This is a genomic window from Rhodococcus indonesiensis (assembly GCF_047782815.1).
In the GTDB taxonomy this organism is placed as follows: domain Bacteria; phylum Actinomycetota; class Actinomycetes; order Mycobacteriales; family Mycobacteriaceae; genus Rhodococcus; species Rhodococcus indonesiensis.
The window spans coordinates 3,500,260-3,524,801 of sequence record NZ_CP180630.1 but is presented as its reverse complement, the minus strand read 5'-3'; the positions used below and the strand labels follow the sequence as shown (position 1 = coordinate 3,524,801).

At 70.2% G+C, this 24,542-nt stretch carries 28 protein-coding genes; 17 read left to right on the top strand and 11 right to left on the bottom strand.

All coding sequences use genetic code 11. The features are described 5' to 3' along the window. Positions 1–36 precede the first annotated feature (36 nt). Positions 37–540, bottom strand: a complete 504-nt coding sequence (locus ACM26Y_RS16290) for an Rv3235 family protein (protein ID WP_289377666.1) — start codon at positions 538–540, stop codon at positions 37–39. Between the two features lie 171 nt (positions 541–711). On the opposite strand from ACM26Y_RS16290, the gene ACM26Y_RS16285 reads away from it, so the two are divergent. From ACM26Y_RS16285 to ACM26Y_RS16260, 6 genes are all read left to right on the top strand, one after another. Continuing rightward, a complete protein-coding gene (locus tag ACM26Y_RS16285; RefSeq protein WP_371383602.1) occupies positions 712–1,170 on the top strand; it encodes an HAD-IA family hydrolase in 459 nt (152 codons plus the stop codon). Beyond that, positions 1,167–2,579 carry a WS/DGAT/MGAT family O-acyltransferase gene (locus tag ACM26Y_RS16280; protein ID WP_416061375.1) on the top strand — a complete coding sequence of 471 codons (1,413 nt, stop codon included), beginning with the start codon at positions 1,167–1,169 and terminating at the stop codon, positions 2,577–2,579. The genes ACM26Y_RS16285 and ACM26Y_RS16280 overlap by 4 nt, the downstream gene beginning before the upstream one ends. A 3-nt stretch (positions 2,580–2,582) precedes the next feature. Then, positions 2,583–3,095, top strand: a complete 513-nt coding sequence (locus ACM26Y_RS16275) for a DUF6912 family protein (RefSeq protein ID WP_003939119.1) — start codon at positions 2,583–2,585, stop codon at positions 3,093–3,095. A gap of 99 nt (positions 3,096–3,194) precedes the next feature. Continuing rightward, on the top strand, positions 3,195–4,325 hold the full coding sequence (locus ACM26Y_RS16270; protein WP_003939120.1) for a ferredoxin reductase: 1,131 nt from the start codon (positions 3,195–3,197) through the stop codon (positions 4,323–4,325). Positions 4,326–4,360: 35 nt separating this feature from the next. After that, positions 4,361–5,593 (top strand): fatty acid desaturase family protein, encoded by a 1,233-nt coding sequence (locus ACM26Y_RS16265; RefSeq protein ID WP_371383607.1) that lies wholly within the window; start codon positions 4,361–4,363, stop codon positions 5,591–5,593. A gap of 61 nt (positions 5,594–5,654) precedes the next feature. After that, the gene (locus ACM26Y_RS16260) at positions 5,655–6,890 is read left to right on the top strand and encodes a fatty acid desaturase family protein (protein ID WP_416061374.1); all 1,236 of its coding nucleotides are present in this window, start codon (positions 5,655–5,657) and stop codon (positions 6,888–6,890) included. 79 nt (positions 6,891–6,969) lie between these two features. Here the strand turns inward: ACM26Y_RS16260 and rsgA are convergent, their stop codons facing one another. The 3 genes from rsgA to ybaK form a co-directional block, all read right to left on the bottom strand. After that, positions 6,970–7,989, bottom strand: coding sequence for a ribosome small subunit-dependent GTPase A (rsgA, locus tag ACM26Y_RS16255; RefSeq protein ID WP_416061373.1), 1,020 nt, complete (start codon positions 7,987–7,989; stop codon positions 6,970–6,972). After that, positions 7,956–9,224, bottom strand: a complete 1,269-nt coding sequence (gene aroA, locus ACM26Y_RS16250; protein WP_416061372.1) for a 3-phosphoshikimate 1-carboxyvinyltransferase — start codon at positions 9,222–9,224, stop codon at positions 7,956–7,958. The genes rsgA and aroA overlap by 34 nt, the downstream gene beginning before the upstream one ends. Before the next feature lie 107 nt (positions 9,225–9,331). Continuing rightward, positions 9,332–9,829: a Cys-tRNA(Pro) deacylase gene (gene ybaK, locus ACM26Y_RS16245; RefSeq protein ID WP_416061371.1), complete on the bottom strand. Its 498-nt coding sequence runs from the start codon at positions 9,827–9,829 to the stop codon at positions 9,332–9,334. A gap of 160 nt (positions 9,830–9,989) precedes the next feature. Between ybaK and ACM26Y_RS16240 the strand changes: the two genes are divergently transcribed. Then, positions 9,990–10,619, top strand: a complete 630-nt coding sequence (locus ACM26Y_RS16240) for a sigma-70 family RNA polymerase sigma factor (RefSeq protein ID WP_003939126.1) — start codon at positions 9,990–9,992, stop codon at positions 10,617–10,619. Beyond that, complete coding sequence (gene rsrA / locus ACM26Y_RS16235; protein WP_003939127.1) at positions 10,616–10,897, top strand: mycothiol system anti-sigma-R factor; 282 nt, start codon at positions 10,616–10,618, stop codon at positions 10,895–10,897. The genes ACM26Y_RS16240 and rsrA overlap by 4 nt, the downstream gene beginning before the upstream one ends. Before the next feature lie 55 nt (positions 10,898–10,952). Here rsrA and ACM26Y_RS16230 read toward each other — a convergent pair whose 3' ends face one another. Next, positions 10,953–11,027 carry a 50S ribosomal protein bL37 gene (locus ACM26Y_RS16230; protein ID WP_022597109.1) on the bottom strand — a complete coding sequence of 25 codons (75 nt, stop codon included), beginning with the start codon at positions 11,025–11,027 and terminating at the stop codon, positions 10,953–10,955. 96 nt (positions 11,028–11,123) lie between these two features. Here ACM26Y_RS16230 and ACM26Y_RS16225 point away from each other — a divergent pair, with 96 nt between their 5' ends. Together ACM26Y_RS16225 and ACM26Y_RS16220 are read left to right on the top strand one after the other, a co-directional pair. Then, complete coding sequence (locus tag ACM26Y_RS16225) at positions 11,124–11,339, top strand: biotin/lipoyl-binding carrier protein (RefSeq protein WP_003939128.1); 216 nt, start codon at positions 11,124–11,126, stop codon at positions 11,337–11,339. Between the two features lie 17 nt (positions 11,340–11,356). After that, entirely contained in the window at positions 11,357–12,835 is a 1,479-nt protein-coding gene (locus ACM26Y_RS16220) for a sensor histidine kinase (RefSeq protein WP_054374682.1), read from the top strand. Positions 12,836–12,938: 103 nt separating this feature from the next. Here ACM26Y_RS16220 and ACM26Y_RS16215 read toward each other — a convergent pair whose 3' ends face one another. Together ACM26Y_RS16215 and ACM26Y_RS16210 are read right to left on the bottom strand one after the other, a co-directional pair. Then, positions 12,939–13,193: a WhiB family transcriptional regulator gene (locus ACM26Y_RS16215; protein WP_003939130.1), complete on the bottom strand. Its 255-nt coding sequence runs from the start codon at positions 13,191–13,193 to the stop codon at positions 12,939–12,941. 224 nt (positions 13,194–13,417) lie between these two features. Then, positions 13,418–14,368, bottom strand: coding sequence for a diacylglycerol/lipid kinase family protein (locus ACM26Y_RS16210; RefSeq protein WP_371383608.1), 951 nt, complete (start codon positions 14,366–14,368; stop codon positions 13,418–13,420). 47 nt (positions 14,369–14,415) lie between these two features. Here ACM26Y_RS16210 and ACM26Y_RS16205 point away from each other — a divergent pair, with 47 nt between their 5' ends. After that, the gene (locus tag ACM26Y_RS16205; protein WP_289377661.1) at positions 14,416–14,844 is read left to right on the top strand and encodes a hypothetical protein; all 429 of its coding nucleotides are present in this window, start codon (positions 14,416–14,418) and stop codon (positions 14,842–14,844) included. Here ACM26Y_RS16205 and ACM26Y_RS16200 read toward each other — a convergent pair. Continuing rightward, complete coding sequence (locus ACM26Y_RS16200) at positions 14,814–15,314, bottom strand: GNAT family N-acetyltransferase (RefSeq protein ID WP_054374685.1); 501 nt, start codon at positions 15,312–15,314, stop codon at positions 14,814–14,816. The two genes, ACM26Y_RS16205 and ACM26Y_RS16200, sit on opposite strands and share 31 nt — an antisense overlap. Before the next feature lie 93 nt (positions 15,315–15,407). Between ACM26Y_RS16200 and ACM26Y_RS16195 the strand changes: the two genes are divergently transcribed. Continuing rightward, complete coding sequence (locus ACM26Y_RS16195) at positions 15,408–16,196, top strand: ParA family protein (RefSeq protein WP_003939134.1); 789 nt, start codon at positions 15,408–15,410, stop codon at positions 16,194–16,196. Positions 16,197–16,211: 15 nt separating this feature from the next. On the opposite strand, the gene ACM26Y_RS16190 is transcribed toward ACM26Y_RS16195, so the two are convergent. After that, on the bottom strand, positions 16,212–17,429 hold the full coding sequence (locus ACM26Y_RS16190; protein WP_371383610.1) for a hypothetical protein: 1,218 nt from the start codon (positions 17,427–17,429) through the stop codon (positions 16,212–16,214). A gap of 9 nt (positions 17,430–17,438) precedes the next feature. Next, positions 17,439–19,055 carry a DEAD/DEAH box helicase gene (locus ACM26Y_RS16185; RefSeq protein WP_289377658.1) on the bottom strand — a complete coding sequence of 539 codons (1,617 nt, stop codon included), beginning with the start codon at positions 19,053–19,055 and terminating at the stop codon, positions 17,439–17,441. A 213-nt stretch (positions 19,056–19,268) separates the two neighbouring features. On the opposite strand from ACM26Y_RS16185, the gene ACM26Y_RS16180 reads away from it, so the two are divergent. Next, positions 19,269–19,973, top strand: a complete 705-nt coding sequence (locus ACM26Y_RS16180; protein ID WP_416061370.1) for a ferritin-like fold-containing protein — start codon at positions 19,269–19,271, stop codon at positions 19,971–19,973. Between the two features lie 46 nt (positions 19,974–20,019). Then, on the top strand, positions 20,020–20,250 hold the full coding sequence (locus ACM26Y_RS16175) for a DUF3107 domain-containing protein (RefSeq protein ID WP_003939138.1): 231 nt from the start codon (positions 20,020–20,022) through the stop codon (positions 20,248–20,250). 85 nt (positions 20,251–20,335) lie between these two features. Here the strand turns inward: ACM26Y_RS16175 and ACM26Y_RS16170 are convergent, their stop codons facing one another. After that, a complete protein-coding gene (locus ACM26Y_RS16170; RefSeq protein WP_003939139.1) occupies positions 20,336–21,013 on the bottom strand; it encodes a TetR/AcrR family transcriptional regulator in 678 nt (225 codons plus the stop codon). A 273-nt stretch (positions 21,014–21,286) separates the two neighbouring features. On the opposite strand from ACM26Y_RS16170, the gene ACM26Y_RS16165 reads away from it, so the two are divergent. The 3 genes from ACM26Y_RS16165 to ACM26Y_RS16155 all read left to right on the top strand — a co-directional run bounded on the left by ACM26Y_RS16165 (position 21,287) and on the right by ACM26Y_RS16155 (position 24,532). Then, entirely contained in the window at positions 21,287–22,285 is a 999-nt protein-coding gene (locus ACM26Y_RS16165) for a DUF3152 domain-containing protein (protein ID WP_371383630.1), read from the top strand. Positions 22,286–22,402: 117 nt separating this feature from the next. Next, entirely contained in the window at positions 22,403–23,584 is a 1,182-nt protein-coding gene (moeZ, locus tag ACM26Y_RS16160) for an adenylyltransferase/sulfurtransferase MoeZ (protein WP_416063693.1), read from the top strand. 93 nt (positions 23,585–23,677) lie between these two features. Continuing rightward, complete coding sequence (locus ACM26Y_RS16155) at positions 23,678–24,532, top strand: TIGR02569 family protein (RefSeq protein ID WP_003939142.1); 855 nt, start codon at positions 23,678–23,680, stop codon at positions 24,530–24,532. The last annotated feature ends 10 nt before the right edge of the window (positions 24,533–24,542 follow it).

Here is a 24,542-nt window from a genome sequence, read left to right as displayed (position 1 = left end):
GGCCGGTCCGGACGCATGGTCAGCCCGGACGCATGGTCAGCCCAGCCACACCGTGGTGAGCAGCCATCCGTGCGGCGTCCGGCGTGACACGGGGTGGCGCGAGATCCGGCCGGCCAGCGCGAACACGCGATGGCCGCGGCCGTAGGAGCCGAACAACTCGGCGGTGTCGGCGTCCACCGCACGCAGCCGGGTCCGCAGGAGCACCGCCGTCCCCGCATCGTTCGTCCTCGCGCCGACAGCTACGGACGCATGCAGCGACGGATGGAGCACGGCGGCGAGCTGGGGCTCCGGGCGGCGGCGGTCGGCTACTTCGAGGATCAACCGGGCCGCGAGGTCGGCGAACCGTCGTGCCGCCGGATCCACCTCCGGCAGTGGTCGCCCGGTCGGCGGCACGGCCTTCACCCGCATCGAACGGCCGTCGTGCGGGGTGAGGCGCCGCTTCGCGTGCCGGCGGTGCGGTCCGGCCGGGCAGCAACGCTGCACCGGCGGCTCGAACGGAACGATGCGCCGGACGTAGCGGGCGTCGTGCTGAGGGGTCATCGATTCTCCCGGTTCCGAGGGACGACGTCGGCGCGGAACAGCCGACAGCGGTGCACAGACCCCGGGAGAGGACGGAGTCGCCGGTCATGGTGCCACATCCGCGCGACGGTGTCGCCGTGTCGTTCGGGTCGTTGCATCGCCTGACCGGTGCGCGCGAACTAGGGTGAGGCGATGCGTGGACTGGTTCTCGATTTCGGTGGGGTGCTCGCGGGCCCCGGCACGGACGCGGCCGCGCTCGGCGGGATCCTCGCCGAGGTGCGCCGGCGCGGCGTGCGCACCGCGATCCTCAGCAACGATCCGGGTGGTGCCGCGGCCGCACCCCTGCGTGATCTGGGGCGGGGCCGGCTGGTGGACGAGGTGGTGCTGTCCGCAGACGTGGGCACCGCGAAACCGGATCCGCGTAGCTACCTGGCGGTGGCCCGGCGTCTCGGGCTCGAGCCGTCGGTGTGCGTGTTCGTCGACGACCTGCGGGTGAACGTGGACGGTGCGGTCGCCGCGGGAATGGTCGGCGTGCACCACGCCGATGCCGCCGAGGTGGTGGCGGAACTGACGGTGCTGTTCGGTCTCGACGTCCCGTCGCAGGCCGGAGCGGCGCGACGGGACGAAGACGAGAGGGATGCGGGGCGATGACCCACCGGATGTCGGCTCAGGACGCGTCGTTCTACTTTCTGGAGACGAGCAACACCCCCATGCACATCGGGTCGCTCGCCATCCTGGAGCAGCCGAGCGGCGGGCTCGACTACGAGGACGTGCTGCGGCTCGTGGAGCGCCGTCTGGCCGCGGTGCCGCGGTACCGGCAGAAGGCGCGCGAGGTCGCGCTCGGCCTGGCGCGTCCGGTGTGGGTCGACGACCGCGACTTCGACATCACCTATCACGTGCGGCGATCGGCACTTCCGCGGCCCGGCTCCGAAACGCAGCTGCACGACCTGTTGGCCCGGTTGATCTCCCGTCCCCTCGACCGCTCCCGCCCGCTGTGGGAGATGTATCTCGTCGAAGGCCTCGCCGGCGACCGGTGCGCCCTGTTCACCAAGACCCACTCGGCGCTGGTGGACGGCGATCAGGCACTCGAGATCGGACAGGTCCTCTTCGAGCCCACCGAGACGCCCCGGGTGGATCCGGAGGAGTTGTGGATGCCGGAGCCGGAGCCGAGCGACTCGGCGCTGCTGCTCGGCGCGCTCGCCGAGCTGGTGGCCCGGCCCGGTGAGGCGGTGTCGGGAGTGCGGGCGGCGGTCGGCGATCTGGCCGCGACGGCCGGGGAGGCGCTGGACGTGGTGGGCCGGTTGGCGCGCACCGCCGCCCAGTCCGCGCCCGACAGCCCGTTGAACGCCCCGATCTCCCGTAACCGCCGGTTCGCGGTGGTCAAGGCGGATCTAGAGTTGTACCGCAAGATTCGGGCGCGGTACGGCTGCACCGTCAACGATGTCGTGCTGGCGGTGATCGCGGGGGCGCTGCGGTACTGGCTGCTCTCCCGCGGGGAGCCGCTGACGGAGGCGACGGTGGTCCGGGCGATGGTGCCCATGTCCGTGTACGCACAGGACCCGGACGCGCCGGAGGCGGGCCGGGAGGAGTCCGAGACGGGTCCGCGCGGGGAGGTCTCGACGTTCCTGGTGGACCTTCCGGTCGGGGAACCGAACGCGGTCGTCCGTCTGTCCCACATCTCGCACGCCGGGGAGGCCTACTCGCGGCAGGGCCGGCGGGTACCGGCGCGGTCGATGATGCGACTGTCCGGATTCGCGCCCGCGACCATGCATGCGGTGGGGGCTCGGGTCGCGAGCGGATTCTCCCAGCGCGTGTTCAACCTGATGATCACGAACGCGCCGGGCCCGCAGCATCCCCTCTATCTCGCCGGGGCCCGGGTCCTCGAGATGTATCCGATCTCGCCCCTGCTGAAGAATCAGGCGCTGAGCGTCGCGTTGACGTCGTACGACGGCAACGTCTACTACGGTCTCAATGCGGACCGCGACGCCATGCCCGATGTGGAGGTGCTGACGTCGCTGCTGCACGAGTCGCTCGAGGAGTTGTTGGATGCCAGTAGGTGAGTTGTGACGCGGGTGTACGTACCGGCGACCATCGAGACGTTGAAGCGGCTGGTCGCCGACGGTGAGTTCGAGGCGGTGAGCCGTACCGCGTTCGCTGTCACCCCGGCGCTGCGCGAGGCGTACACCTCCGGCGACGACGAGGAACTCGCCGAGGTCGCGATGGCCGAGGCCGCTCGCGCCTCGCTGCGGCTGCTGGCCGGCCGGGCCGACGACGACCCGCCGCCCGAGTTCGGTCTGCGCCGGGTGGTGGTGGCCGCGGACGTCGACGAAGTGACCCTGCGTCCCGACCTCGACGACGCGGTGGTCCGGCTGCCCGGTCCGGTGCCGCTGTCCGCGGTGGCGTCGGTGCACGTGGACCTCGCCGCTGCGGAGCCGGACATCGCCCGGGCCCTGCCGGTCGTCGATGCCGCCGATCTCGGCGACGAGGAGGCGGAGTTCGTGCTGGGCGACGCCGAGGACCACGAACTCGCCTGGTATGCCACGCAGGAGCTGCAGTTCCTACTGGAGCTGCTCTGATCGGCTCCGAGTGTGATCGCCGTCTCGACTCAACCTACGCCTCCGTAGGGAACTGGTAACCTACGGAGGCGTAGCCCGTGGACGAGGAGAAGTGATCGGATGGGTCTGAAGGACTGGATCGAGCGGCCGGCGGCGCACGTCGCGACGAAGGACCGATCCGTGTCGAACATCCTGCGTGGCGCGGCCGCGCGGCTGACGACACCCCTCCTTCCCGACGACTACCTGCATCTCGCCAACCCGCTGTGGTCGGCGCGCGAGCTGCGTGGACGCATCGTCGAGGTCCGCCGCGAGACCGCGGACTCCGCGACGCTCGTCATCAAGCCCGGCTGGGGCTTCGACTTCGGGTACGCACCGGGTCAGTACATCGGCATCGGACTGCACGTCGACGGCCGCTGGCACTGGCGTTCGTACTCGCTCACCTCCTCGCCCACCTGGGACCGCAAGCTCATCTCGATCACCGTCAAGGCCATGACGGACGGGTTCCTCTCGACCCACCTCGTCAGCGGCGTGCCCGCCGGCACGATCGTGCGGCTCGCCGAACCCAAGGGCGAGTTCGTCCTGTCCGACCCCCCGCCGCCGAAGATCCTGTTCCTCACCGCGGGCAGCGGCATCACCCCGATCATCTCGATGCTGCGCACCCTCGACCGCCGCTCCGAGCAGGCACATGCCCAGCTGCCCGACGTGGTGCACATCCACTCGGCACCCACCGCCCCCGAGGTGATGTTCGCCGACGAGATCGCCCGATTCGGGGCGGACCACGAGCAGTACCACCCGTACGTGCGCCTGACTCGGGAGCAGGGCAAGTTCGCCCTCCCCGAGCTCGACACGGTGTGCCCCGACTGGCGGGACCGCCAGGTGTGGGCGTGCGGACCGCAGGCGATGCTCGACGACATCGAGCGGTTCTGGGATTCCGCGGGCCTGCCGGAGCGGCTGCATCTGGAACGCTTCGCCGTCTCCCGCGCGGACACCTCCGGCGCCGGCGGCACGGTGACCTTCGCCAAGTCCGGAAAGGTCGTCACCGTCGACGGTGCGACGACCCTGCTCGAGGCCGGTGAGAGCGCCGGCGCGCTGATGCCGTTCGGCTGCCGGATGGGAATCTGTCAGACTTGTGTGGTGCCCCTGGAGAAGGGGCATGTCGTCGACCTTCGGTCCGGCAAGGAACACGCCGAGGGGGAGCGGGTGCAGACCTGCATCTCCGCGGCTGCCGGAGACTGCACGCTCGGCGCCTGACGCACTACCCACCCGTTCCAGGGGGAAGGACCCCGGTGGCAATCACCGACATCACCGAGTTCGCCCATCTCACCGACGCGGACATCGAGGAGCTCGGCCGCGAGTTCGATGCGATCCGTCGCGATATCGAGGACGCGCGAGGACTGCGCGACGCCCGCTACATCCGCAACACCATTCGTCTGCAACGCGTCCTCGAGATCGGCGGCCGTGCGGCGCTGTTCGGCAGCCGCCGACGTCCGCTGTGGCTCCTCGGCACGGGCCTGCTCTCGCTGTCGAAGATCATCGAGAACATGGAGCTCGGGCACAACGTGATGCACGGGCAGTGGGACTGGATGAACGATCCGGAGATCCACTCGACCTCGTGGGAATGGGACCAGACGGGGCCGTCGCAGCACTGGAAGCGCGCCCACAACTACGCGCACCACACCTACACGAACATCGTCGGGATGGACGAAGACGTGGGATTCGGCATCCTGCGGATGACGCGCGACGAGAAGTGGCGGCCGATCAACCTGCTGCAGCCGCTGGCCAACCTGATTCTCGCAGCCACGTTCGAGTGGGGTATCGCACTGCACGACCTCGATGCCGAGAAGAAGGCTGCCGGCGTGCCGGACGGCCAGTGGAACTCCCAGCCCACCAAGGATTTTGCTCGCAAGATTGCGCGCCAGCTGGGCAAGGACCTGGTGCTGTTCCCGGCCATGACCGGTCGCGCGTGGCGCAGCACGATCACCGCGAACCTGACGGCGAATCTGGTGCGGAACCTGTGGGCGTACGTGGTCATCTTCTGCGGCCACTTTCCCGACGGCGCCGAGAAGTTCACCGTGGCGCAGTACGAGAACGAGACGCAGGGGCAGTGGTACCTGCGGCAGCTGCTCGGTAGTGCCAACATCGATGCCGGTCCGGTGATGGCCTTCATGACGGGCAACCTGAGCTACCAGATCGAGCACCACCTGTTCCCGGACCTGCCCAGCAACCGCTACCCGGAGATCGCGGAGCGGGTACGGGTGCTGTGTGCGAAGTACGACCTGCCGTACACCAGCGGTCCGCTCGGTAAGCAGTACCTGCTCGCCCTGCGCACGATCCACAAGCTGGCACTGCCGGACTCCTGGCTGCGGGCGACGTCGGACGATGCCCCGGAGACCTCCTCCGAGCGAAAGTTCCAGCGTCCCGATCTGCCGCGGGCGCGGTCGTTGGGTGAGCGTCGCGAAGGGCTCGCGACTGCGCTGCGGACCTTGCGTGCCACCAAGCGCGCCGCCCGGCGGAAGTGATCTGCCGCACAAGCTATATTCCCGTAACCTACGGACTCGTAACTTACGGTACGGTAGGCGCATGGCCATTTCGGACATCAAGGAGTACGCGCACCTCACCGAGGCAGACGTCGAGGCCCTCGGCCGGGAGCTCGACGCCATCCGACGGGACATCGAGGACTCCCGCGGCGAGCGCGACGCCCGCTACATCCGCAACACGATCCGGCTGCAGCGCGGCCTGGAGCTGAGCGGGCGTGCGGTGCTGTTCGGCAGCCGCCGCCGGCCGCTGTGGCTGCTCGGTGCGGGCTTGCTCGGCCTCTCGAAGATCATCGAGAACATGGAGCTCGGGCACAACGTGATGCACGGGCAGTGGGACTGGATGAACGATCCCGAGGTCCACTCCGTCCACTGGGAGTGGGACAACGCCGACCCGTCGGCGCACTGGAAGCAGACCCACAACTACCTGCATCACAAGTACACCAACATCCTCGGCATGGACGACGACGTGGGATACGGCCTGCTGCGGGTCACGCGCGACCAGCGCTGGCAGCCGTTCAACTACGGCAACATCGTCTACAACGCCCTGCTTGCCCTGCTGTTCCAGTACGGCGTCGCGATCCAGCACCTCGAACTCGGCAAGGTCGCCAAGGGCCGGGACGACCGCGCCGAGACCAAGCGCAAGCTGCGCGAGGTCGGGGACAAGATCGGTCGCCAGATCGCCAAGGACTACATGGTCTACCCGGCGCTGACGGGCAAGGCATGGAAGTCCACGCTCACCGCTAACATGACGGCCAATGTAATCCGCAATCTGTGGACCAACGCGGTCATCTTCTGCGGACACTTCCCCGACGGCGCCGAGAAGTTCACCAAGGCCGACGTCGACAACGAGACGCAGGCGCAGTGGTACCTGCGCCAGATGCTCGGCAGCGCCAACATCTCCGGCGGCCCGGTCATGGACTTCATGACGGGCAACCTGAGCTACCAGATCGAACACCACCTGTTCCCGGACCTGCCGTCGAACCGGTACGCCGAGATCGCGGTGCGGGTGCGCGAGCTGTGCGACAAGTACGACCTGCCGTACACCACCGGCCCGCTCGCCGTGCAGTACTTCAAGTCCTGGCGCACCATCGCCAAACTGTCGCTGCCGAACAAGTACCTCGCGGACACCCCGGACGCCGCGCCGGAGACCGCGTCCGAGCGCGGCTTCGGCGGCACCGCCGTCGTGGACCCCGCGACCGGGCGGCGACGCGGTCTGGCCACGGCGATCCGCGAGAACCGCCGGGTCCGCGGCGTGCGCCGGCTCCTCGGCATGCGCTGATCCCGAATCCGCACCGAGCGCCCGGCGTCCCTGTGACACCGGGCGCTCGGCGTCCCTGTGACACCGGGCGCCCGGGGGGTCACCAGGTTTCGTTGCCGGCGATCGCGGTCAACAGTGTGCGCACCGCCATCGCGCGGCGCCCGGACTTGCCCTCGAGGGCGTCGAGTGCGCACTCGGGGTCCGCGGGCGGACCCAGGTGGGTGCAGCCACGGGGACAGTCCTCCACCGCGTCGGCGAGATCCGAGAACGCGGCGATCACGTCGTCGGCATCGATGTGGGCGAGTCCGAACGACCTGATCCCCGGCGTGTCGATCACCCACCCGCCGCCCGGCAGCGGGAGCGCCACCGACTGCGTGGAGGTGTGCCGGCCCTTCCCGACTCCCGAGACCTCGCCGGTGGCCCGGTCGGCATCCGGGACGAGCCGGTTGACCAGAGTGGACTTTCCCACGCCGGAATGACCGATCAGCGCGGTCGACCTGCCCGCCAGCATCGCCTTCAGCTCCGACAGGTCCTGCTCACGGCCCGCCAGCACCACAGGTACGTCCAGATCCGCGAACTGCGCCGTGAACTCTCCGGGATCGGCCAGATCGCTCTTCGTCAGGCACAGCACCGGTTCCAGCCCGCCCGCGTACGCGGCGACCATGGACCGTTCGACCAGCCCGGTCCGCGGCGGCGGATCGGCCAGTGCGACGACGATCAGCAACTGCTCCGCGTTGGCCACGACGATCCGCTCGAACGGGTCGGTGTCGTCGGCGGTGCGGCGCAACACCGTGGTGCGTTCCTGTACCCGCACGATGCGCGCCAGCGTGTCGGGCCGCCCCGACAGGTCCCCGACCACGCCGACCCGGTCCCCGACGACGACGGGGGTACGCCCGAGCTCCCGGGCCCGCATCGCGACGACCGGCCGCGCGGGATCACCCTCCAGCACGCAGCCCCACCGACCACGGTCGACGGAGACGACCATCGCTTCGACGGCGTCCCGATGGGCCGGCCGGTCCTTCGTGCGCGGCCGCGAGCCCTTGCCCGGACGGATCCGGACGTCTGACTCGTCGTAGGTCCGCCGGCTCAGGAGCGCGCTCCCCTCAGCATCCCGGCCCACAGCTCGGGGAAGCCGGGCAGGGTCTTGGCCGTCGTGCCGATGTCCTCGACCTCGACGCCGTCGACCACGAGCCCCACGATCGCGCCCGCCGTGGCCATCCGGTGGTCCGCATACGAATGCCAGCGTCCGCCGTGCAGCGGCGCGGGCACGATGTGCAGGCCGTCGGCGAGTTCGGTGGCGGAACCGCCGAGCTTGCCGAGCTCCGTGGCCAGGGCGGCCAGGCGGTCCGTCTCGTGCCCGCGCAGATGGGCGATGCCCCGCAGTGTGGACGGGGTGGTCGCCAGCGCTGCGAGTGCGGCGACCGTGGGGGCGAGCTCGCCGACGTCGTGCAGATCGACGTCGAGGCCGCGCAGCTGCTCCGGACCTCGCACGGTGAGCGTTCCGTCGGACAGCGCGACGTCGGCGCCCATCTGTTCGAGGATGCCGCGGATCGCGTCGCCGGCCTGGGTGGTGCGCTGCGGCCACCGCGGCACCGACACCGTGCCTCCCGTGACGGCCGCGGCCGCCAGGAACGGGGTCGCGTTGGACAGGTCGGGCTCGACGATCCGGTCCACGGCGCGGACCGGGCCCGGTGCGACCCGCCAGGTGTCGGGCACGGACGTGTCCACCGTCACTCCGGCCTCACGCAGCATCTCGACGGTCATGTCGATGTGCGGCATGGACGGCACCGTCGCCCCGGCGTGCCGCACCGTGACGCCCTCGTCGAACGCGGCGGCGGACAGCAGCAGACCCGAGACGAACTGCGACGACCCCGACGCGTCGATGGTGACGGTGCCGCCGCGCAGGGAGCCGCGCCCGTGCACGGTGAAGGGCAGGGTGTCGCCGTCGATGTCGGCGCCGAGCGAGCGCAGGGCCTCGAGGACGGTGCCCATCGGGCGGGTACGCGCCTGCTCGTCACCGTCGAAGAAGACGTCGCCGTCGGCCAGCGCCGCGAGGGGCGGCACGAATCGCATCACCGTTCCCGCCAGGCCGCAGTCCACCCGGGCGCCGTGCAGCCGGCCAGGGGTCACGTGCAGCGTGGTGCCGTCGTCCCGCTCGTCGATCGTCGCACCCAGTCCGCGCAGAGCCTCGATCATCAGGTCGGTGTCGCGGCTGCGCAGCGCGCCGGTCACGGTGGAAGGGCCGTCCGCGAGGGCAGCGAGGATCAGGGCGCGGTTGGTGATCGACTTGGACCCGGGCAGCACGACTGAACTGTCGACGGGTGACTCGGCTCGGGGTGCACTCCACGGATTCACCCGTCCATCTTCGCCTATCCGGCGCCGGCGGCCACCCGCCACACCCCGCAGCCGGGTGGGGTCCGCGCGGGGCACGGTCGGCACGCCACCTGCCGGGCGGCCCCGCATCAGGCCCCGGCGGTGATCGGCGCAACCACTGCTTCTGTGAGCCGCACCAGGTCCGCCGGGGCGAGTTCGATCTCGAGACCGCGGCGGCCGGCGCTGCACAGGACCCGATCCCACTGGTGCGCGGAGGCGTCGACGGCGGTGCGCAGCCGGCTGCGCTGACCCAGCGGTGAGATGCCCCCGAGGACGTACCCGGTGGCGCGCTCGGCGTCGCTACGCTCGGCCATGACCGCCTTGCCGCCTCCGAGGGCGGCCGCGGCCGCCTTGAGCGACAGCGTCGCCGGGACCGGGATCACGGCGACCGCGAGCTTGCCGTCGGAGAGCTTGATCACGAGGGTCTTGAAGATCTGGGCGGGGGCCACCCCGAGCCGCTGCCCGAGGATCTCGACGGCCTCGGTACCGAACGAGCCGGCTCGCGGGTCGTGCGGGTACTCGTGGACGCGGTGGGCGACTTTCTCGCGTGTCAGCAGCGTGGTCGCGGGGGTGGAGGTCGAGGCCATGCGCGTCAATGTAGGGAACAAGCACCCACCCTGTCGTGTTGATTCCGGGTGGCCGCCACGATCGGCGTGGCCGGTGACCGAGAGCGAGGAGTACCGCGTGCCTGTGCTGTGCCCGTCCCGGCCGGTAGCCTTCACGGATACGGCAAGTGAAGGGATCGGTGTGGTCGAGGAGTCTGGTACGGAACTGGCCGAACGGTTCGAGCGGGATGCGCTGCCCTTGCTCGATCAGCTCTACGGCGCGGCCCTGCGGATGACCCGCAACCCCGCGGACGCCGAGGATCTGGTTCAGGAGACGTATATCAAGGCGTTCTCCGCCTTCTCCTCGTTCAAGGAGGGGACCAACCTCAAGGCGTGGCTGTACCGCATCCTGACGAACACCTACATCAACTCCTACCGCAAGAAGCAGCGCCAGCCCGCTCAGTACCCCACCGAGGAGATCACCGACTGGCAGCTGGCGGCGACGGCCGAGCACAGCTCCACCGGTCTGCGGTCGGCGGAGGTCGAGGCGCTCGATGCGCTTCCCGACGATGACATCAAGGCCGCGCTGCAGGAGCTGCCCGAGGAGTTCCGGATGGCGGTGTACTACGCCGACGTCGAGGGTTTCCCGTACAAGGAGATCGCGGAGATCATGGGCACCCCCATCGGCACGGTCATGTCACGGCTGCACCGCGGCCGCAAGCAGCTGCGCGGCCTGCTGGCCGATGTCGCGCGGGAACGAGGATTCAACCGGCGCGGGGCCGTCGACGCGGCTGTCGGACCCGGTGTGGACGAGAAGGAGGTCTCGAGGTGAGCGAGTCGGCCGACTTCGATCAGCTCGACTGTTCCGCAGTGATCGCGGACGTCTATCTGCTGCTCGACAGCGAGTGCGACGACCGGTCGCGTGAGCGTCTGCAGCGCCATCTCGACGACTGCGGGTCCTGCCTGGAGGCGTATGGGCTCGAATCCCAGCTCAAGTCCCTGCTCAGTCGCAAGTGCGGCGGCGAGCACGCTCCGGAGGGTCTGCGCGAGCGGCTGCTGGTCGAGATCCGGCGGACCGTCGTCGTGACGCGCACCGACGCCCGGGATTGAACCCCGAGACGCGCGAGGGGGCCGGAAGCAGTGCTTCCGGCCCCCTGTTCGCGCCTCAGGCGTTGGGACGCTTGCCGTGGTTGGCGGCGTTACCCTTGCGGCTGCGCTTCTTGCGGCCTCGCTTACCCATGGTCCGATCTCCTTTCTCGTTCATTACAGTGTTTCACGTGTGGTCCGGTGGCCCTGAAAGCAGGGCCGCCGTCTTCTTCGTGGAATGAGGTGCCCGATGGCCGAAGACGTGCGCGCCGAGATGGTCTCCACCGTGTTCGAGGTGGTGGTGCAGGAAGGGGACGTCGTCGCCGAGGGCGACACACTGGTGATCCTGGAGTCCATGAAGATGGAGATTCCGGTGCTCGCCGAGACGTCGGGCACCGTGACCTCACTGGACGTGGTCGTCGGCGACGTCGTGCAGCAGGGCGACCTCATCGCGGTCATCTCCTGAGCCCGCACGTGCCGCCCGTGTCCACCCTCAGCGCTCTTCTCGCCGAGCACACCGACCTGCCGGGCGGTGCGGTCGACCACCTGCAGCGAGTCGTCGGGGAATGGCAGCTGCTCGCGGACCTGTCCTTCGCGGACGTCCTGTTGTGGGTGAGCGCCGAGCCGGGTGGGGTGGTGTGCGTGGCGCAGTGCCGCCCCACCACAGCATCGACCGTGCTGCCCGAGGACATGGTGGGTTCGGTGGTGTCCGAGCGGGAGCACCCACACGTGTTGCGGGCCCTCGAGACCGGAGTGGTCGTCTCTGCGGACGCGCGGCCGAGCCACGTCGCACCGCTGCGCCGGCAGGCGGTGCCGGTCCGCTGGGACGGACAGGTCATCGCCGTCCTGAGCCGCGACGCGGCCACCGTGGCCAGGCGCACCAAGAGCGCTCTCGAGACCGCGTACCTCGAGTGCGCGGACGCCCTGTTCACGATGATCTGCGAGGGCGCCTTCCCGACCACGGAATCGCGTTCGGACACCAAGTCGAGTCCCCGCGCGGGCGACGGCTTCATCCGCCTCGACCGGTCCGGCCGGGTGGTGTATGCGAGCCCGAATGCCCTGTCCGCCTACCACCGGATGGGCCTGAACTCCGACCTGCTCGGCCAGAACCTGATCGAGACGACACGCGCGCTGGTGACCGATCCGTTCGAGAGCGAGGACGTCGAGAGCTACCTGCGGGGCGCGGTGCGCGGCAAGCTGGGCCGGCCCATGGAGATCGAGGCACGCGGGGCCACCGTGCTGCTGCGTGCGCTGGTGCTCGCGCCCGGCGGCCGGCTCGAGGGTGCTGCGGTGGTCATCCGCGACGTCACGGAGGTCAAGCGGCGCGATCGGGCGCTGCTGAGCAAGGACGCCACGATCCGGGAGATCCACCACCGGGTGAAGAACAACCTGCAGACGGTCGCGGCTCTGCTGCGGCTGCAGGCACGGCGCACGGGCAACACCGAGGCCCGGCAGGCACTGGCCGAGGCGGTACGCCGGGTGACGTCGATCGCGCTCGTGCACGAGGCGCTGTCGATGTCGGTGGACGAGGAGGTCGATCTCGACGACGTCGTCGACCGGCTGATCCCCATCGTCGTCGACGTCGCGGCCGTGGGGAGCCAGGTCCGGGTGCGACGGGAGGGCAGCCTCGGTGTCTTCCCCGCCGAGCGGGCGACACCGCTGGTGATGGTGCTCACCGAACTCGTGCAGAACTCCGTGGAGCATGCCTTCGATCCGGGTGCTGCCGGCACCGTGACGCTGCGGGCCGAGCGGTCGGCCCGCTGGCTCGACGTGGTGGTCCACGACGAGGGCAAGGGACTGCCGGAGGGATTCGACCTCGAGAGCTCGGACCGGTTGGGTCTGCAGATCGTCCGCACGCTCGTCGCCGCCGAACTCGGCGGCACGTTGCGGCTCGAGCGGGGCGCGACGACGGGAACGGATGCGCGGCTGCGGGTTCCGCTGGGCCGGGTGACGCTCGGCTGAGTCACGGTGAGGTGTACGGCGGGGGAGCCGGTCTCCGGACGCAGGAAGGCCCGGCACCGAAGTGGTGCCGGGCCTTCCCGGAGATCTGTGGCGGTCGGCCGCGTCAGACCGCGGAGCGCGCCCGGGTGCGGGCGTTGCGGCGCTTGAGGGCACGACGCTCGTCCTCGCTCATGCCGCCCCACACACCCGCGTCCTGACCGGACTCGAGAGCCCAGGAGAGGCACTCGGCGGTGACGGGGCAGCGGTTGCACACGAGCTTGGCGTCGGCGATCTGCGCGAGGGCCGGGCCGCTGTTACCGACGGGGAAGAACAGCTCGGGATCCTCGTCGCGGCAGATGGCCTTGTGGCGCCAGTCCATGCTTCTACTCTCCTTCGATAGTGCTCGTCGCACCGGCTGATCGTGGTGGCAAGTTCATGCGTGCGTCGGCAAGTGTTTCCGCGCGGTTACTTGTGAATGCTTTCACGAACCAGCGTGAAGTCAATAGGAATCGACACGACCGTGGGGAAGCTCACGCCGGTTGTGGCCCGTTGCGGGACTCGAACTTCCTTTGTACACCTCGGAAAACGAAAATGTAACCCGAGTCACTCGACGCACGGGATGGGCGCCACGACCTCGAGTACGGCGGGGACCGACACGAACTCCACCTCGGTGCGAAGACCGAGGTAGTCCCCGTCCACCTGCAGACCGATCGGCCGGCTCGACACCGCCTGCACGCGCGTCACGTCGTCGACCCGCACCAGTCGGCGGGAATTCGGATTCCCGTGGCGCGCGAGCAGCTGGCGGACCACCCGCAAGCTTGCGAACACTGCCGTCGTCGTCATCGCGAAGACACCGAGCCCGGTGTCGAACGAGGTGCCCGGGTTGGTGTGCACCGGGCGCTTGTCGAGATAGGTCCACGGGCTCGAGTTGGAGACGAACGCGTAGTACACGCCCGGAATCGGCGGCCGGCCGGGCAGCGTCAGCGTCAGCGCGGGCTCGGCACCCTTCGACTTGAAGAACTGCGTGATCGAATGCACGACGTACCTCGCCGTCGTGACCTTCCGCCCGCCCAGCCGGCTCAGGTCGATGGCCTCGCACACCTGTGCGTCGAGTCCGAGCCCCGCATTGAAGACGAACCACCGGCCGTCGCAGTGGCCGAGACCGATCCGGCGGGTCGTGCGCCGGGTCAGCAGATCGAGCAACTGCGCGGTCGCCTTCACCGGATCGGCGTCCACACCCAGTGAGCGGGCGAAAACATTGGCCGATCCGCCGGGGACCACCGCGAGCAGCGGGAGCGTGGGGTCGGCCGCGCGCTCCGACGGGGTACCGAGCAGGCCGTTGACGATCTCGTTGACGGTGCCGTCGCCGCCGTGCGCGACGACGACGTCCATTCCGTCGGCGTGCGCCGAGCGGGCCAGTTCGGCGGCGTGCCCCCGATGAGTGGTGTGGGCGACGGTGAGGGAGACCCGGTCGGCGAGTGCGCGGGCCAATCGGTCGCGACCGGCCGGAGTGGTGGTCGTCGCGTTGGGGTTCACGATCAACAGTGCGCGCACGGAGCATCAGCCTAAGTGGTCTCGCACGGGTCCACTACGCTGGCCGGGTGTCCACCGAGTCGCCACGCAGCACCGTTCCGTCCACCGTTCGAGCGGCGGGTGGTCTCGTCGTCCTCGAAGGCGTGATCGCCATCGGTTTCGCTGTGGTCTCCGTGGTCCGGGCGCTGACGGGCGGGCACGACCAGACGGTCGGAAACGGCTACGGCCTCGCGCTGTGGCTGGGAATCCTGTTCGGTGCCGTGCTCGCGGCCGGGATCGCGCTGCTGCGCGGAAAGCGCTGGGGACGGGCCGTGGCGATCGTCGCGCAGCTGCTGTTGCTACCGGTGGTCTGGTCGCTGCTGACCGACTCGCACCAGGTGCTGCTGGGCATTCTGCTGGCGCTGATCGTGGTGCCGGCGCTGGTGCTGCTGTTCGCCCCGCCGACGACGCGGTGGCTGGCCCAGGACTACGCGCCGGACGCCGACGACGCGGCCTGATCTCCGCCGAGCGCGGCGAGTGCCGGCCCGCTGAGACGGAAGGTGGTCCACTCGTCCTGCGGGACCGCGCCGAGCGAACGGTAGAACCCGATCGACGGCGTGTTCCAGTCCAGCACCGACCAGCTCAGGCGACTGTAGCCACGGTCGACGCACTCGCGGGCCAGCGCCGCGAGCAGGGCGCGGCCGTGTCCCTGTCCCCGGTGCTCGGGCCGGACGTACAGGTCCTCGAGATAGATGCCGTGCACCCCGTCCCAGGTCGAGAAGTTGCGGAACCACAGCGCCATGCCCACCACCGTTCCGTGCGCGTCCTCGGCCACGTGGGCGAACGCGGCGGCATCGGCCCCGAACAACGCCGTGTGCAGCTGCTCGGGCACGACGGTGCACTCGTGGCGGGCCTTCTCGTACTCGGCCAGTTCGTAGACGAGGGCGGTGAGGGCGTCGACGTCGGCGGGACGGGCGCGGCGGATCACGATCGGGCCTTTCGTGAGGTTCGGCGACCCGCCGAGGGGCGGAAGTCGCGGTCGATTCTCGCGTTCGGGCGAGTTTTCAGCGAGGATCGACCCGTGACAACGGTACTTGCGGTGGCAAATCAGAAGGGTGGCGTCGCGAAGACGACCACCGTCGCGTCTCTGGCAGCCGCCCTGGCCGGGCTGGGGCAACGGGTGCTCGTCGTCGACCTGGACCCACAGGGATGCCTGACGTTCTCGCTCGGGCACAATCCCGACCGGCTCGAACGGTCGGTGCACGACGTGCTGGTGGGGGCGGCGGAGGCCAAGGAGGTCCTGCTCGACACCGACGAGGGGTTCACGTTGCTGCCCGCGACGATCGACCTCGCCGGCGCCGAGGCCCTGCTGCTGATGCGGCCGGGACGCGAGTTCACCCTTCGCCGGGCGCTGGCGCCTCTCCTCGACAGCTTCGACGTCGTCGTGATCGACTGCCCGCCGTCGCTGGGCGTGCTCACGCTCAACGGCCTGACCGCGGCGCAATCCGTGCTCGTGCCCCTGCAATGCGAGACCCTCGCGCACCGCGGCGTCGGGCAGCTGCTGCGCACCGTCGCCGAGGTCAAGCAGATCACCAACCCGGACCTCGAGCTGCTCGGTGCCCTACCGACCCTCTACGACGCCCGCACGACGCACAGCCGTGACGTGCTCGCCGACGTCGCCGACCGGTACGACATGCCGGTACTCGCGCCGCCGATCCCGCGCACCGTCCGCTTCGCGGAGGCGTCGGCATCCGGGGCCTCGGTGCTGGCCGGCCGGAAGAACAAGGGTGCCGAGGCCTACCGTGAGCTGGCCGAGAACCTGCTCGCCCACTGGCGCGACGGCAAGGAATTGACCACCTTCACGTCGTGACGTGTCGGCCGGGGCTCACCGCAGCACCACGACCTGCGGCCCCCGCTGCTCGAGCACCGCACTCCCGGCGACCGCGACGTTCACGACACCGGTCTCGTCGCGCGCGACCGGAATGCGCTGCCGCTCCGTCCCGGTGGCCGGATCGACCACGGCGAGGGCGTCGCGCACCGGAAGCAGCAGCGCTCCGGCCATGGCACCGCCGGTTCCCGTCGTTCCGGGCACCGTCCACTGCGGTACCAGGTCGTCGCCGCCGAGGGCGACGGTCTGCGTGCCCGACCACCACGTGAGGATCGAACCCTGCACCGTCGCGGGGAACACCGCCTCCGGCGTCGCCGCAGCCGCCAGCGGGTGTCGCGCGGTGACCGTTCCGGCCGCGTCGTACACGGCGAGCACGGGCCCGGACGACGCGGTGGGGGGCAGATACAGCACCGTGCGCTCACCGGCCACCGCGACGACCCGCGTCCCGACGTCGTCCGGGCCCAGTTCCGGTAGCACCGACGAGGCGATCTCCGTCGGCTGCGAATCCGCCTCCGGGGTCGTCTCGAGCAGCGTCAAGCGGTCGGCCTCCTCACCGGGGCAGCGCTCGACGACCGCAAGCCGGCTGTTGCTCGCCGCGGCCGAATTCAGCGTGCATCCGCTCCGGGGCTGCGCCCCCGGCACGACGGGTGCGTCCACGCGTCCGTACTCGAGTGTCCGCACGAGATCGGACCGCCACAGTTCGAGACGGGTCTCGCCCCGGGAGATCACGTGGGTGTCGGCAGCGGTGAGGGTCACCGCGTCGTCGGCGTCGCTCGATCGTTGCGCGCCGCGCATTCCCGAGTCGGGCACGAGCTGGGTGACCTGGCTGCATCCCCGCTGGTCGCGATAGACCGCCACGGCGGTGCGCCAGTCCTCGACCACGCCGCACAACGGCATGTCGCGGTCGTAACGCCACAGTTCGGCGCCCGAGTCGAGGGCGCGGCCGGTGACGGTGCCACCGTCCCCGGTGACCACGACGGCCCCGACCGCGATCGGACGGGACGTCGCGCCGCTGGGGGCGCGCCACGCTTCCGTCAGGGCCGACGGGACGACGGTCGCGGACGGCGGTGGCTCGGGCGCCGCGTCGGTCGTGACGGACACGGTGCCGCGCGCATCCGAGCGCAGCCAGACGACGCTCGCCGCCGCGACGACCGCGACGGCGAGCACGAGGGCTGCGATCAGATCCGCCCGGGTTCTGCGCTCCGGTGCGATCATCGCGAGCGGCTACTGGGCAGCCGAAGCCGTGACCGTTTCGCTGTTCGCGACGGTGTCGCTGTTCGCGGCGGAACCGCCACGGCGACGGCGACGGCGCCGCCGTGCGGGCGCAGTTCCGCTTCCGGACTCCTCGGCCTGCGCCGATGCGGAACTCCCGCCCGTCGACTCGGGGCCGGTGCCCGAGTTCTCGGAGCTGCCGGTGTCCGGCCGGCCGCCGCGCGTGCGCCGGCGGACCCGGGTGCGCTTGGGTCGTGCCGCATCCTCGGAGCCCTCCTCGCGGGCGGGCCGCTCGGCCGGCGCCTTGCGGACGGTTCCGGTCGTGCCTTCGGGGATGCCCAGCTCCTCGAACAGGTGCGGCGAACTCGAGTAGGTCTCGACCGGATCGGGCATGCCCAGGTCGAGAGCCTTGTCGATGAGCTGCCAGCGCGGAATGTCGTCCCAGTCGACGAGGGTGACGGCGATGCCGGTGCGCCCCGCCCGGCCGGTGCGGCCGATGCGGTGGACGTAGGTCTTCTCGTCCTCGGGGCACTGGTAGTTCACGACGTGCGTGACGTCGTCGATGTCGATGCCGCGGGCGGCCACGTCCGTGGCGACCAGCACGTCGATCTTGCCCTTGCGGAACTTGTCGAGCGCCTTCTCCCGGGCGATCTGCCCCAGGTCGCCGTGCACGGCGCCGACGGCGAAGCCGCGCTCGGCGAGTTCGTCGGCGACCTTCTGGGCGGTGCGCTTGGTACGGGTGAAGATCATGGTGGCGCCACGGCCCTCGGCCTGCAGCACGCGCGCCACCAGTTCCGCCTTGTCGAGCGCGTGTGCGCGGTAGACGAGCTGGTTGGTGCGCTCGTGCACCGCGGAGGACTCGGGTTCCTCGGCACGGATGTGCGTCGGGCGGCTCAGGAACGTGCGGGCGAGCGTGATGATCGGGCCGGGCATCGTGGCCGAGAACAGCATCGTCTGGCGGCGGTCGGGCACCATGCCGAGAATGCGCTCGATGTCGGGCAGGAAGCCGAGGTCGAGCATCTCGTCCGCCTCGTCCATCACCAGGACGCCGATCTTGCCGAGGATCAGATGACCCTGGTTGGCGAGGTCCAGCAGCCGGCCCGGGGTGCCGACGACGACGTCGACGCCCTTCTTCAGCACGTCGACCTGCGTTTCGTACGGGCGTCCGCCGTAGACGGACAGGATCTTCAGGGATCCCGTGGAGCCGGGGAGGTACTTGGCGGCGTTCTCCAGGTCCTGCGTGACCTGCAGGCACAGCTCACGCGTCGGCACGATCACCAGCGCGCGGGGCGTGCCGTCGAGGGCGGTGGTGCCGGACTCGGCGGTGGTGAGGCGGTGCAGCAGCGGGACACCGAACCCGAAGGTCTTGCCCATGCCGGTGCGCGCCTGGCCGATCAGGTCGTCGCCGGCGAGAGCAAGGGGGAGCGTCAGCTCCTGGATGGCGAAGGTGCGCTCGATGCCGATCTCGGCGAGAGCGCGGACGATCTCGTCCCGAACGCCCAGTTCGGCGAACGTGGGCGGGGTGTGGGTGGAGTCGAGTTGGGCCGACACCGTGGTTTCGGTGGCGTCGTCTTCGTGGTCGACAGTGATCTTGCTCAGGGGTCTGGCCTTCCTGGTCTCGGCACGCACGCACGAGTGGAGAGGCGACCGGGCCTGCGCCTCAGCGGCCGGTAGGGCTCTGCGAGGCGCGGCAGCGATCTGCGATCGGGTGCGCGCACATCATCGGTGAAGTCCGCGGGGCCGGTGGTCGGCGCCTCGAGGCGCGGCCTTCCGGGACCATTGTACCGGGTGCGAGTACCGCGAGCCGCGCGGTCGCCGGCCGGGGTACTACGCTGTGTCGTCATGGGAGCCGAAACGTCGCCGTCACCCGCAGAGTCCCGTCCACCCGCCGCCCCGGTGCGCGTGCCGGCCGACCATCCCGGCGTCGCCGAGCTGTTCGCGGTGCTCGCCTACGGCGAGATCTCGGCTTTCTACCGCCTGGCCGACGATGCGCGGATGTCGCCGAGCCTGCAGGGGCGGGTGGCGTTCGCCAGCATGGCGGCCGCGGAGATGAGCCACTTCGAGACGCTGCACGCCGCGCTGACCGCGCGCGGTGTCGAAATCTACGCGGCGATGGAGCCCTACCGGCGTGCCCTCGACGCCTACCACGCGTCCACGAACCCGTCGAACTGGCACGAGTCGCTGGTCAAGGCGTATGTCGGCGACGGCATCGCCGCCGACTTCTACCGGGAGATCGCCGGCACCCTCGCGCCCGAAGTCGCCGAAGTCGTACGGGAGGTGCTCGCCGAGACCGGACATTCGGAGTTCGTGGTGCACGAGGTCCGCGAGGCGGTACGGCACAGCGCCGCCGACAAGGACCGGCTGATGCTGTGGGGGCGGCGGCTGCTGGGTGAGGCCATCACCCAGGCCCAGTACGTGATGGCGCAGCGGGAGGACCTCACCGATCTGGTGATTGCCGCTACCGGTGATCTCGCCGACATCGCGGCGTTGTTCGACCGGATGCAGCTCGCGCACGCCGACCGGATGGCAGTGCTGGGACTGCACTAATCTGGGCGGGGACAGCTGTAGAGCCCTGAGAGTTCGGAGGTCGACCGTGGAGGTCAAGATCGGTGTTGCGGACAGTCCCCGCGAGCTCACCGTGGTCAGCGAGCAGACGCCCGACGAGGTCGAGTCGCTCGTGACGCAAGCCCTGGCCGGCGACAAGGACGGCGTCCTGACGCTCGTCGACGAGAAGGGTCGCAAGCTCATCGTGCAGGCATCGCGGGTCACCTACGTCGAGATCGGCCCCGCCGACATCCGCAAGGTCGGGTTCGCGGCGAGCTAGAGCGACGACACAACGACGGAAGGGCCGGGGCGACTGCCCCGGCCCTTCCGTCGTCTGCGGGCGCGACCTCGGTCGGCGCCGTCGATCATCGCCGGCGCAGCTCCGGCTGCAGTGGCACGTGTGAGAGACCACCCCAGGCGAGCGCGACCGTGGTGTCGACGGCGTCCTCCTTCGGGATCGGCCGGGCGGCCTCGAGCCAGTAGCGGGCCGTGAACTGGCTGGTGCCGACGAGGCCGACCGCCAGGATGCGCGCCCGGTACGGGTCGAGTCCGGAGTCGTGGCTCACCAGGTCGAACACCGCGTCGACGCACGCCTCGGTGGCCTGCTCCACGCGGTTCGCCACCTGCGGTTCGCCCATCAGGTCCGACTCGAACACGAGCCGGAAACCCTGCGAGTCGTTGTCGACGAAGTCGAAGAACGCCTGCACCGCAGCGCGGACACGCTGCCTGTTGTCGGTGGTCGACCGGAGGGCCTGGCGGACACCGGAGATCAGGCTGTCGACATAGCTCTGCAGCACCGCGCAGTACAGCTCGAGCTTGCCGGGGAAGTGCTGATACAGCACCGGCTTGCTGACCCCGGCACACTCGGCGATCTCGTCCATGCCGGCCGCGTGGTACCCGCGGGTGACGAAGACTTCGCTGGCTGCAGCGAGGAGCTGGACCCGGCGCTCGTCTCGGGGCATCCGGGCGCCGCGTCGAGTGCCGGTGCCGTTGCCCGAGGTGGTGGCGCGGCCGGACGATGTCCGGGCTGCGAGTTCGGTCATGTCGCTCCCAATCCGAGATATTCGTCGAAGTGATGCCTACCACTACGACGTGCAATCGTCTCTGCACGTTACAGGCCGGGGGGCCCCGAGGTGCCGCGCACCCCTACCCACGAGTATCCCAGCCGAGGCGCTATTGTGCGCGGCGTCACAGCGGCGCGGCGGCGTCGTGCGCCGCGCTTCGCGACTCGGCACGCCCGGCGACGGCCGTGTGAGATTCTGGCTCCCGTGACCGAGCGAGCAGGAGCCGACGTGGCGGACACACCGCGCCGCCCGGTGCGCAGGCCGCACCGGACACCCGAGGACCGGCCGTCCGACCGGCGCCGCACCCGCGCCCCTTCCCACCAGCCCCTGCGAGCCCAGTGGGATCCCGTCTCGGGGGAGGACACCCGCCCGCGCGCACCGCGCCCGGATCGCGGGGTGCGCCGGCAGAGCCGGCTCGGGCGATTCGTCGCGACCTACGGGTGGCGGGCCTACGCCGTTCCCGTCCTCGCGATCCTCACGGTGATCGTCGTGGTGGATGCCCTGCGCACCGGCGGCGATCCGCCCGAGGCCGCGGCAACCGGGGACACGGTGGCCGAATCCGGCGCCGTGGTGGGCGTGCCCGCACCGGTCGCCGACGGCACGTTCCCCGCCGATCTGCCGTCCGGTGCGCTCCCGGAAGGGGGGCCGTTCACGGCGGCCGGAACCGGCGCCTGGCGGGTGGTGCCGGGAACCAGCGGTCAGGTCGGCACCGGCCGCGTCTACACCTACACGGTGGAGATCGAGGACGGCGTCGACACCACCGGCTACGGCGGCGACGCGGCATTCGCGCGGATGGTCGACGAGACCCTGGCCAACCCGAAGAGCTGGATCCAAGACCCGGCGTTCGCATTCCGGCGCGTCGATCAGGGCGAACCCGATTTCCGGGTGTCGCTGACCTCCCAGATGACGATCCGGCAGGGCTGCGGGTACGACATCGAACTGGAGGTCTCGTGCTTCAATCCCGGTCTGGGCCGGGTCCTGCTCAACGAGCCCCGCTGGGTGCGCGGTGCCGTCGCTTTCCAGGGTGACATCGGCTCCTACCGGCAGTACCTGATCAACCACGAGATCGGGCATGCGATCGGCTTCGCCGCCCACGAAGGGTGCGGTAGCGACGGAGGCTTGGCACCGATCATGATGCAGCAGTCGTTCGGCACCGCCAACGACGACATCGCCGGGCTCGACCCCGAGGGCGTCGTCCCCCGCGACGGTCTGACGTGCAGGTTCAATCCGTGGCCGTATCCGCGAGCGTGAGGATGGGCCATCCGTGAGCATGAGGATGGGACAATCGGGGAACCGCCCGATCGAGCCGGCCGAGGAGCTGTCGTGACGTCACTGCCACCTCTGGTGGAATCTGCTGCACTGCCACCTCTGGTGCAATCTGCTGCACTGCCACCTCTCGTGGAACCTGGTGCGGACCTCACCCGCGAGGAGGTGGCCCGCTACAGCCGGCACCTGATCATTCCCGACGTGGGCGTCACGGGGCAGCGGCGGCTGAAGAACGCGAGGGTGCTGTGCATCGGTGCCGGCGGCCTCGGTTCGCCGGTGCTGCTCTACCTCGCCGCGGCCGGGGTCGGCACTCTCGGAATCGTCGAGTTCGACGACGTCGAATCGTCCAACCTGCAGCGGCAGGTGATCCACGGGGTCGCCGACGTGGGCCGGCCGAAAGGGGAGAGCGCCCGCGACACGATCCGGAGGATCAACGACAACGTGGCGGTGCGGCTGCACCCGGTCCGGCTCGACCGCACCAACGCCGTCGAGCTGTTCGAGCAGTACGACCTGATTCTCGACGGCACCGACAACTTCGCGACCCGCTACCTCGTCAACGATGCGGCGATCCTCGCCGGCAAGCCGTACGTATGGGGGTCGATCTTCCGATTCGAGGGACAGGTGTCGGTGTTCTGGGAGGCCGCGCCGGGCGGGCGGGGACTGAACTACCGGGACCTGTACCCGGAGGCGCCTCCGCCGGGAATGGTCCCCTCCTGTGCGGAGGGCGGCGTCCTCGGGGTGCTCTGTGCGTCCGTCGGCTCGATCATGGCCACCGAGGCGATCAAGTTGATCACCGGCATCGGCGAGTCGCTGCTCGGACGTCTGATGATCTACGACGCGCTGGCGATGAGTTACCGGACGGTGACGTTGCGCCGCGATCCGGGACGGGTGCCGGTGACGGAGTTGGTCGACTACGAGTCCTTCTGCGGTGTGGTGCCGGACGATGCCGATGCCGTCGCCGAGTCGACGATCACCCCGACCGAACTGCACCGGCTGCTCGAGTCGGACCGGGAGATCGAACTGATCGACGTGCGCGAGCCGGTCGAGTGGGACATCGTCCACATCGACGGGGCGCGGCTGATCCCGAAGGACCGCATTCTCTCCGGCGAGGCGCTGGCGGAGCTGCCGCAGCACAAGCCGATCGTGCTGCACTGCAAGACCGGGATCCGCTCGGCCGAAGCGCTCGCCGTGCTGAAGAAAGCCGGCTTCGCGGATGCCACGCACCTGCAGGGCGGCGTGCTCGCGTGGGCGCAGCAGGTGGACCCGTCACTGCCCGTGTACTGAGGGAACACGGCGAGATAACGATGCGGGAATGCTGTCCCGAGGTAACGGAGTGCCTTCCCTGAACGCGGCGGCGCCGACTGTACGGTGTGCCCCGTGAGCCCCCTCGAACCCCCGCAGCACGTGCGCTCGACCTTCGGCCTCCGCGACGTCGAACCGGTCCCGCTCGGGGCGGACTGGGACGGTGGCTGGCGCTGTGGCGACGTCGTGCTCTCGCCGGTCGCCGACCACGCCCGGGCAGCGTGGTCGGCGAAGGTGCGCGAGAACCTCGACGTCGACGGAGTCCGACTGGCGCGGCCCGTCCGCTCCACCGACGGCCGCTACGTCGTCTCCGGCTGGCGCGCCGACACCTACATCGTGGGCACGTCCGAACCGCGGCACGACGAGGTGGTGGCGCTGTCGCTCCGGTTGCACGCCGCCACCGCGCAGCTCGAGCGACCACGTTTCCTCATGCAGCCACCCGTGGCGCCGTGGGAGGACGTGGACGTGTTCGTCGCCGCCGACCGTGCGGCATGGGAGGCGGTACCGCTGCGCACCGCCCGCGCCGCCGGCGCCCCCGAAACCGTCACCCCCGACGGACGCAAGAGCATCGATCTGATCAACCAGCTCGCGACGTTGCGCAAGCCGGTCCACCTGCCCGATCAGCTCGTGCACGGCGACCTGTTCGGCACCGTGCTCTTCGCCGGTAGTGCCGCACCCGGCCTGACCGACATCACCCCCTACTGGCGGCCCGCGTCCTGGGCGGCCGGCGTGGCCGTCGTCGATGCGCTGTCGTGGGGCGGTGCCGACGACGAGCTCATCGGGCGCTGGGAGGACCTGCCGGAGTGGCCGCAGATGCTGCTACGCGCGGTGATGTTCCGGCTCGCCGTGCACGCGCTGCATCCGCGTTCGACGGAGGAGGCGTTCCCGGGACTGGCGCACACGTCGGATCTGGTGCGCCTGCTCCTCTGAGCCTTCCTCC

Excerpts from the sequence above, each read along its gene's own strand:
- ACM26Y_RS16180 (WP_416061370.1), top strand. The coding sequence starts at position 19,269 with ATGGGAGCCGAAACGTCGCCGTCACCCGCAGAGTCCCGTCCACCCGCC.
- ACM26Y_RS16270 (WP_003939120.1), top strand. The coding sequence starts at position 3,195 with ATGGGTCTGAAGGACTGGATCGAGCGGCCGGCGGCGCACGTCGCGACG.
- ACM26Y_RS16170 (WP_003939139.1), bottom strand. The coding sequence starts at position 21,013 with ATGACCGAACTCGCAGCCCGGACATCGTCCGGCCGCGCCACCACCTCG.
- ACM26Y_RS16285 (WP_371383602.1), top strand. The coding sequence starts at position 712 with ATGCGTGGACTGGTTCTCGATTTCGGTGGGGTGCTCGCGGGCCCCGGC.
- ACM26Y_RS16290 (WP_289377666.1), bottom strand. The coding sequence starts at position 540 with ATGACCCCTCAGCACGACGCCCGCTACGTCCGGCGCATCGTTCCGTTC.
- ACM26Y_RS16280 (WP_416061375.1), top strand. The coding sequence starts at position 1,167 with ATGACCCACCGGATGTCGGCTCAGGACGCGTCGTTCTACTTTCTGGAG.
- ybaK (WP_416061371.1), bottom strand. The coding sequence starts at position 9,829 with ATGGCCTCGACCTCCACCCCCGCGACCACGCTGCTGACACGCGAGAAA.
- ACM26Y_RS16190 (WP_371383610.1), bottom strand. The coding sequence starts at position 17,429 with ATGATCGCACCGGAGCGCAGAACCCGGGCGGATCTGATCGCAGCCCTC.
- ACM26Y_RS16260 (WP_416061374.1), top strand. The coding sequence starts at position 5,655 with ATGGCCATTTCGGACATCAAGGAGTACGCGCACCTCACCGAGGCAGAC.
- ACM26Y_RS16215 (WP_003939130.1), bottom strand. The coding sequence starts at position 13,193 with ATGGACTGGCGCCACAAGGCCATCTGCCGCGACGAGGATCCCGAGCTG.
- ACM26Y_RS16225 (WP_003939128.1), top strand. The coding sequence starts at position 11,124 with ATGGCCGAAGACGTGCGCGCCGAGATGGTCTCCACCGTGTTCGAGGTG.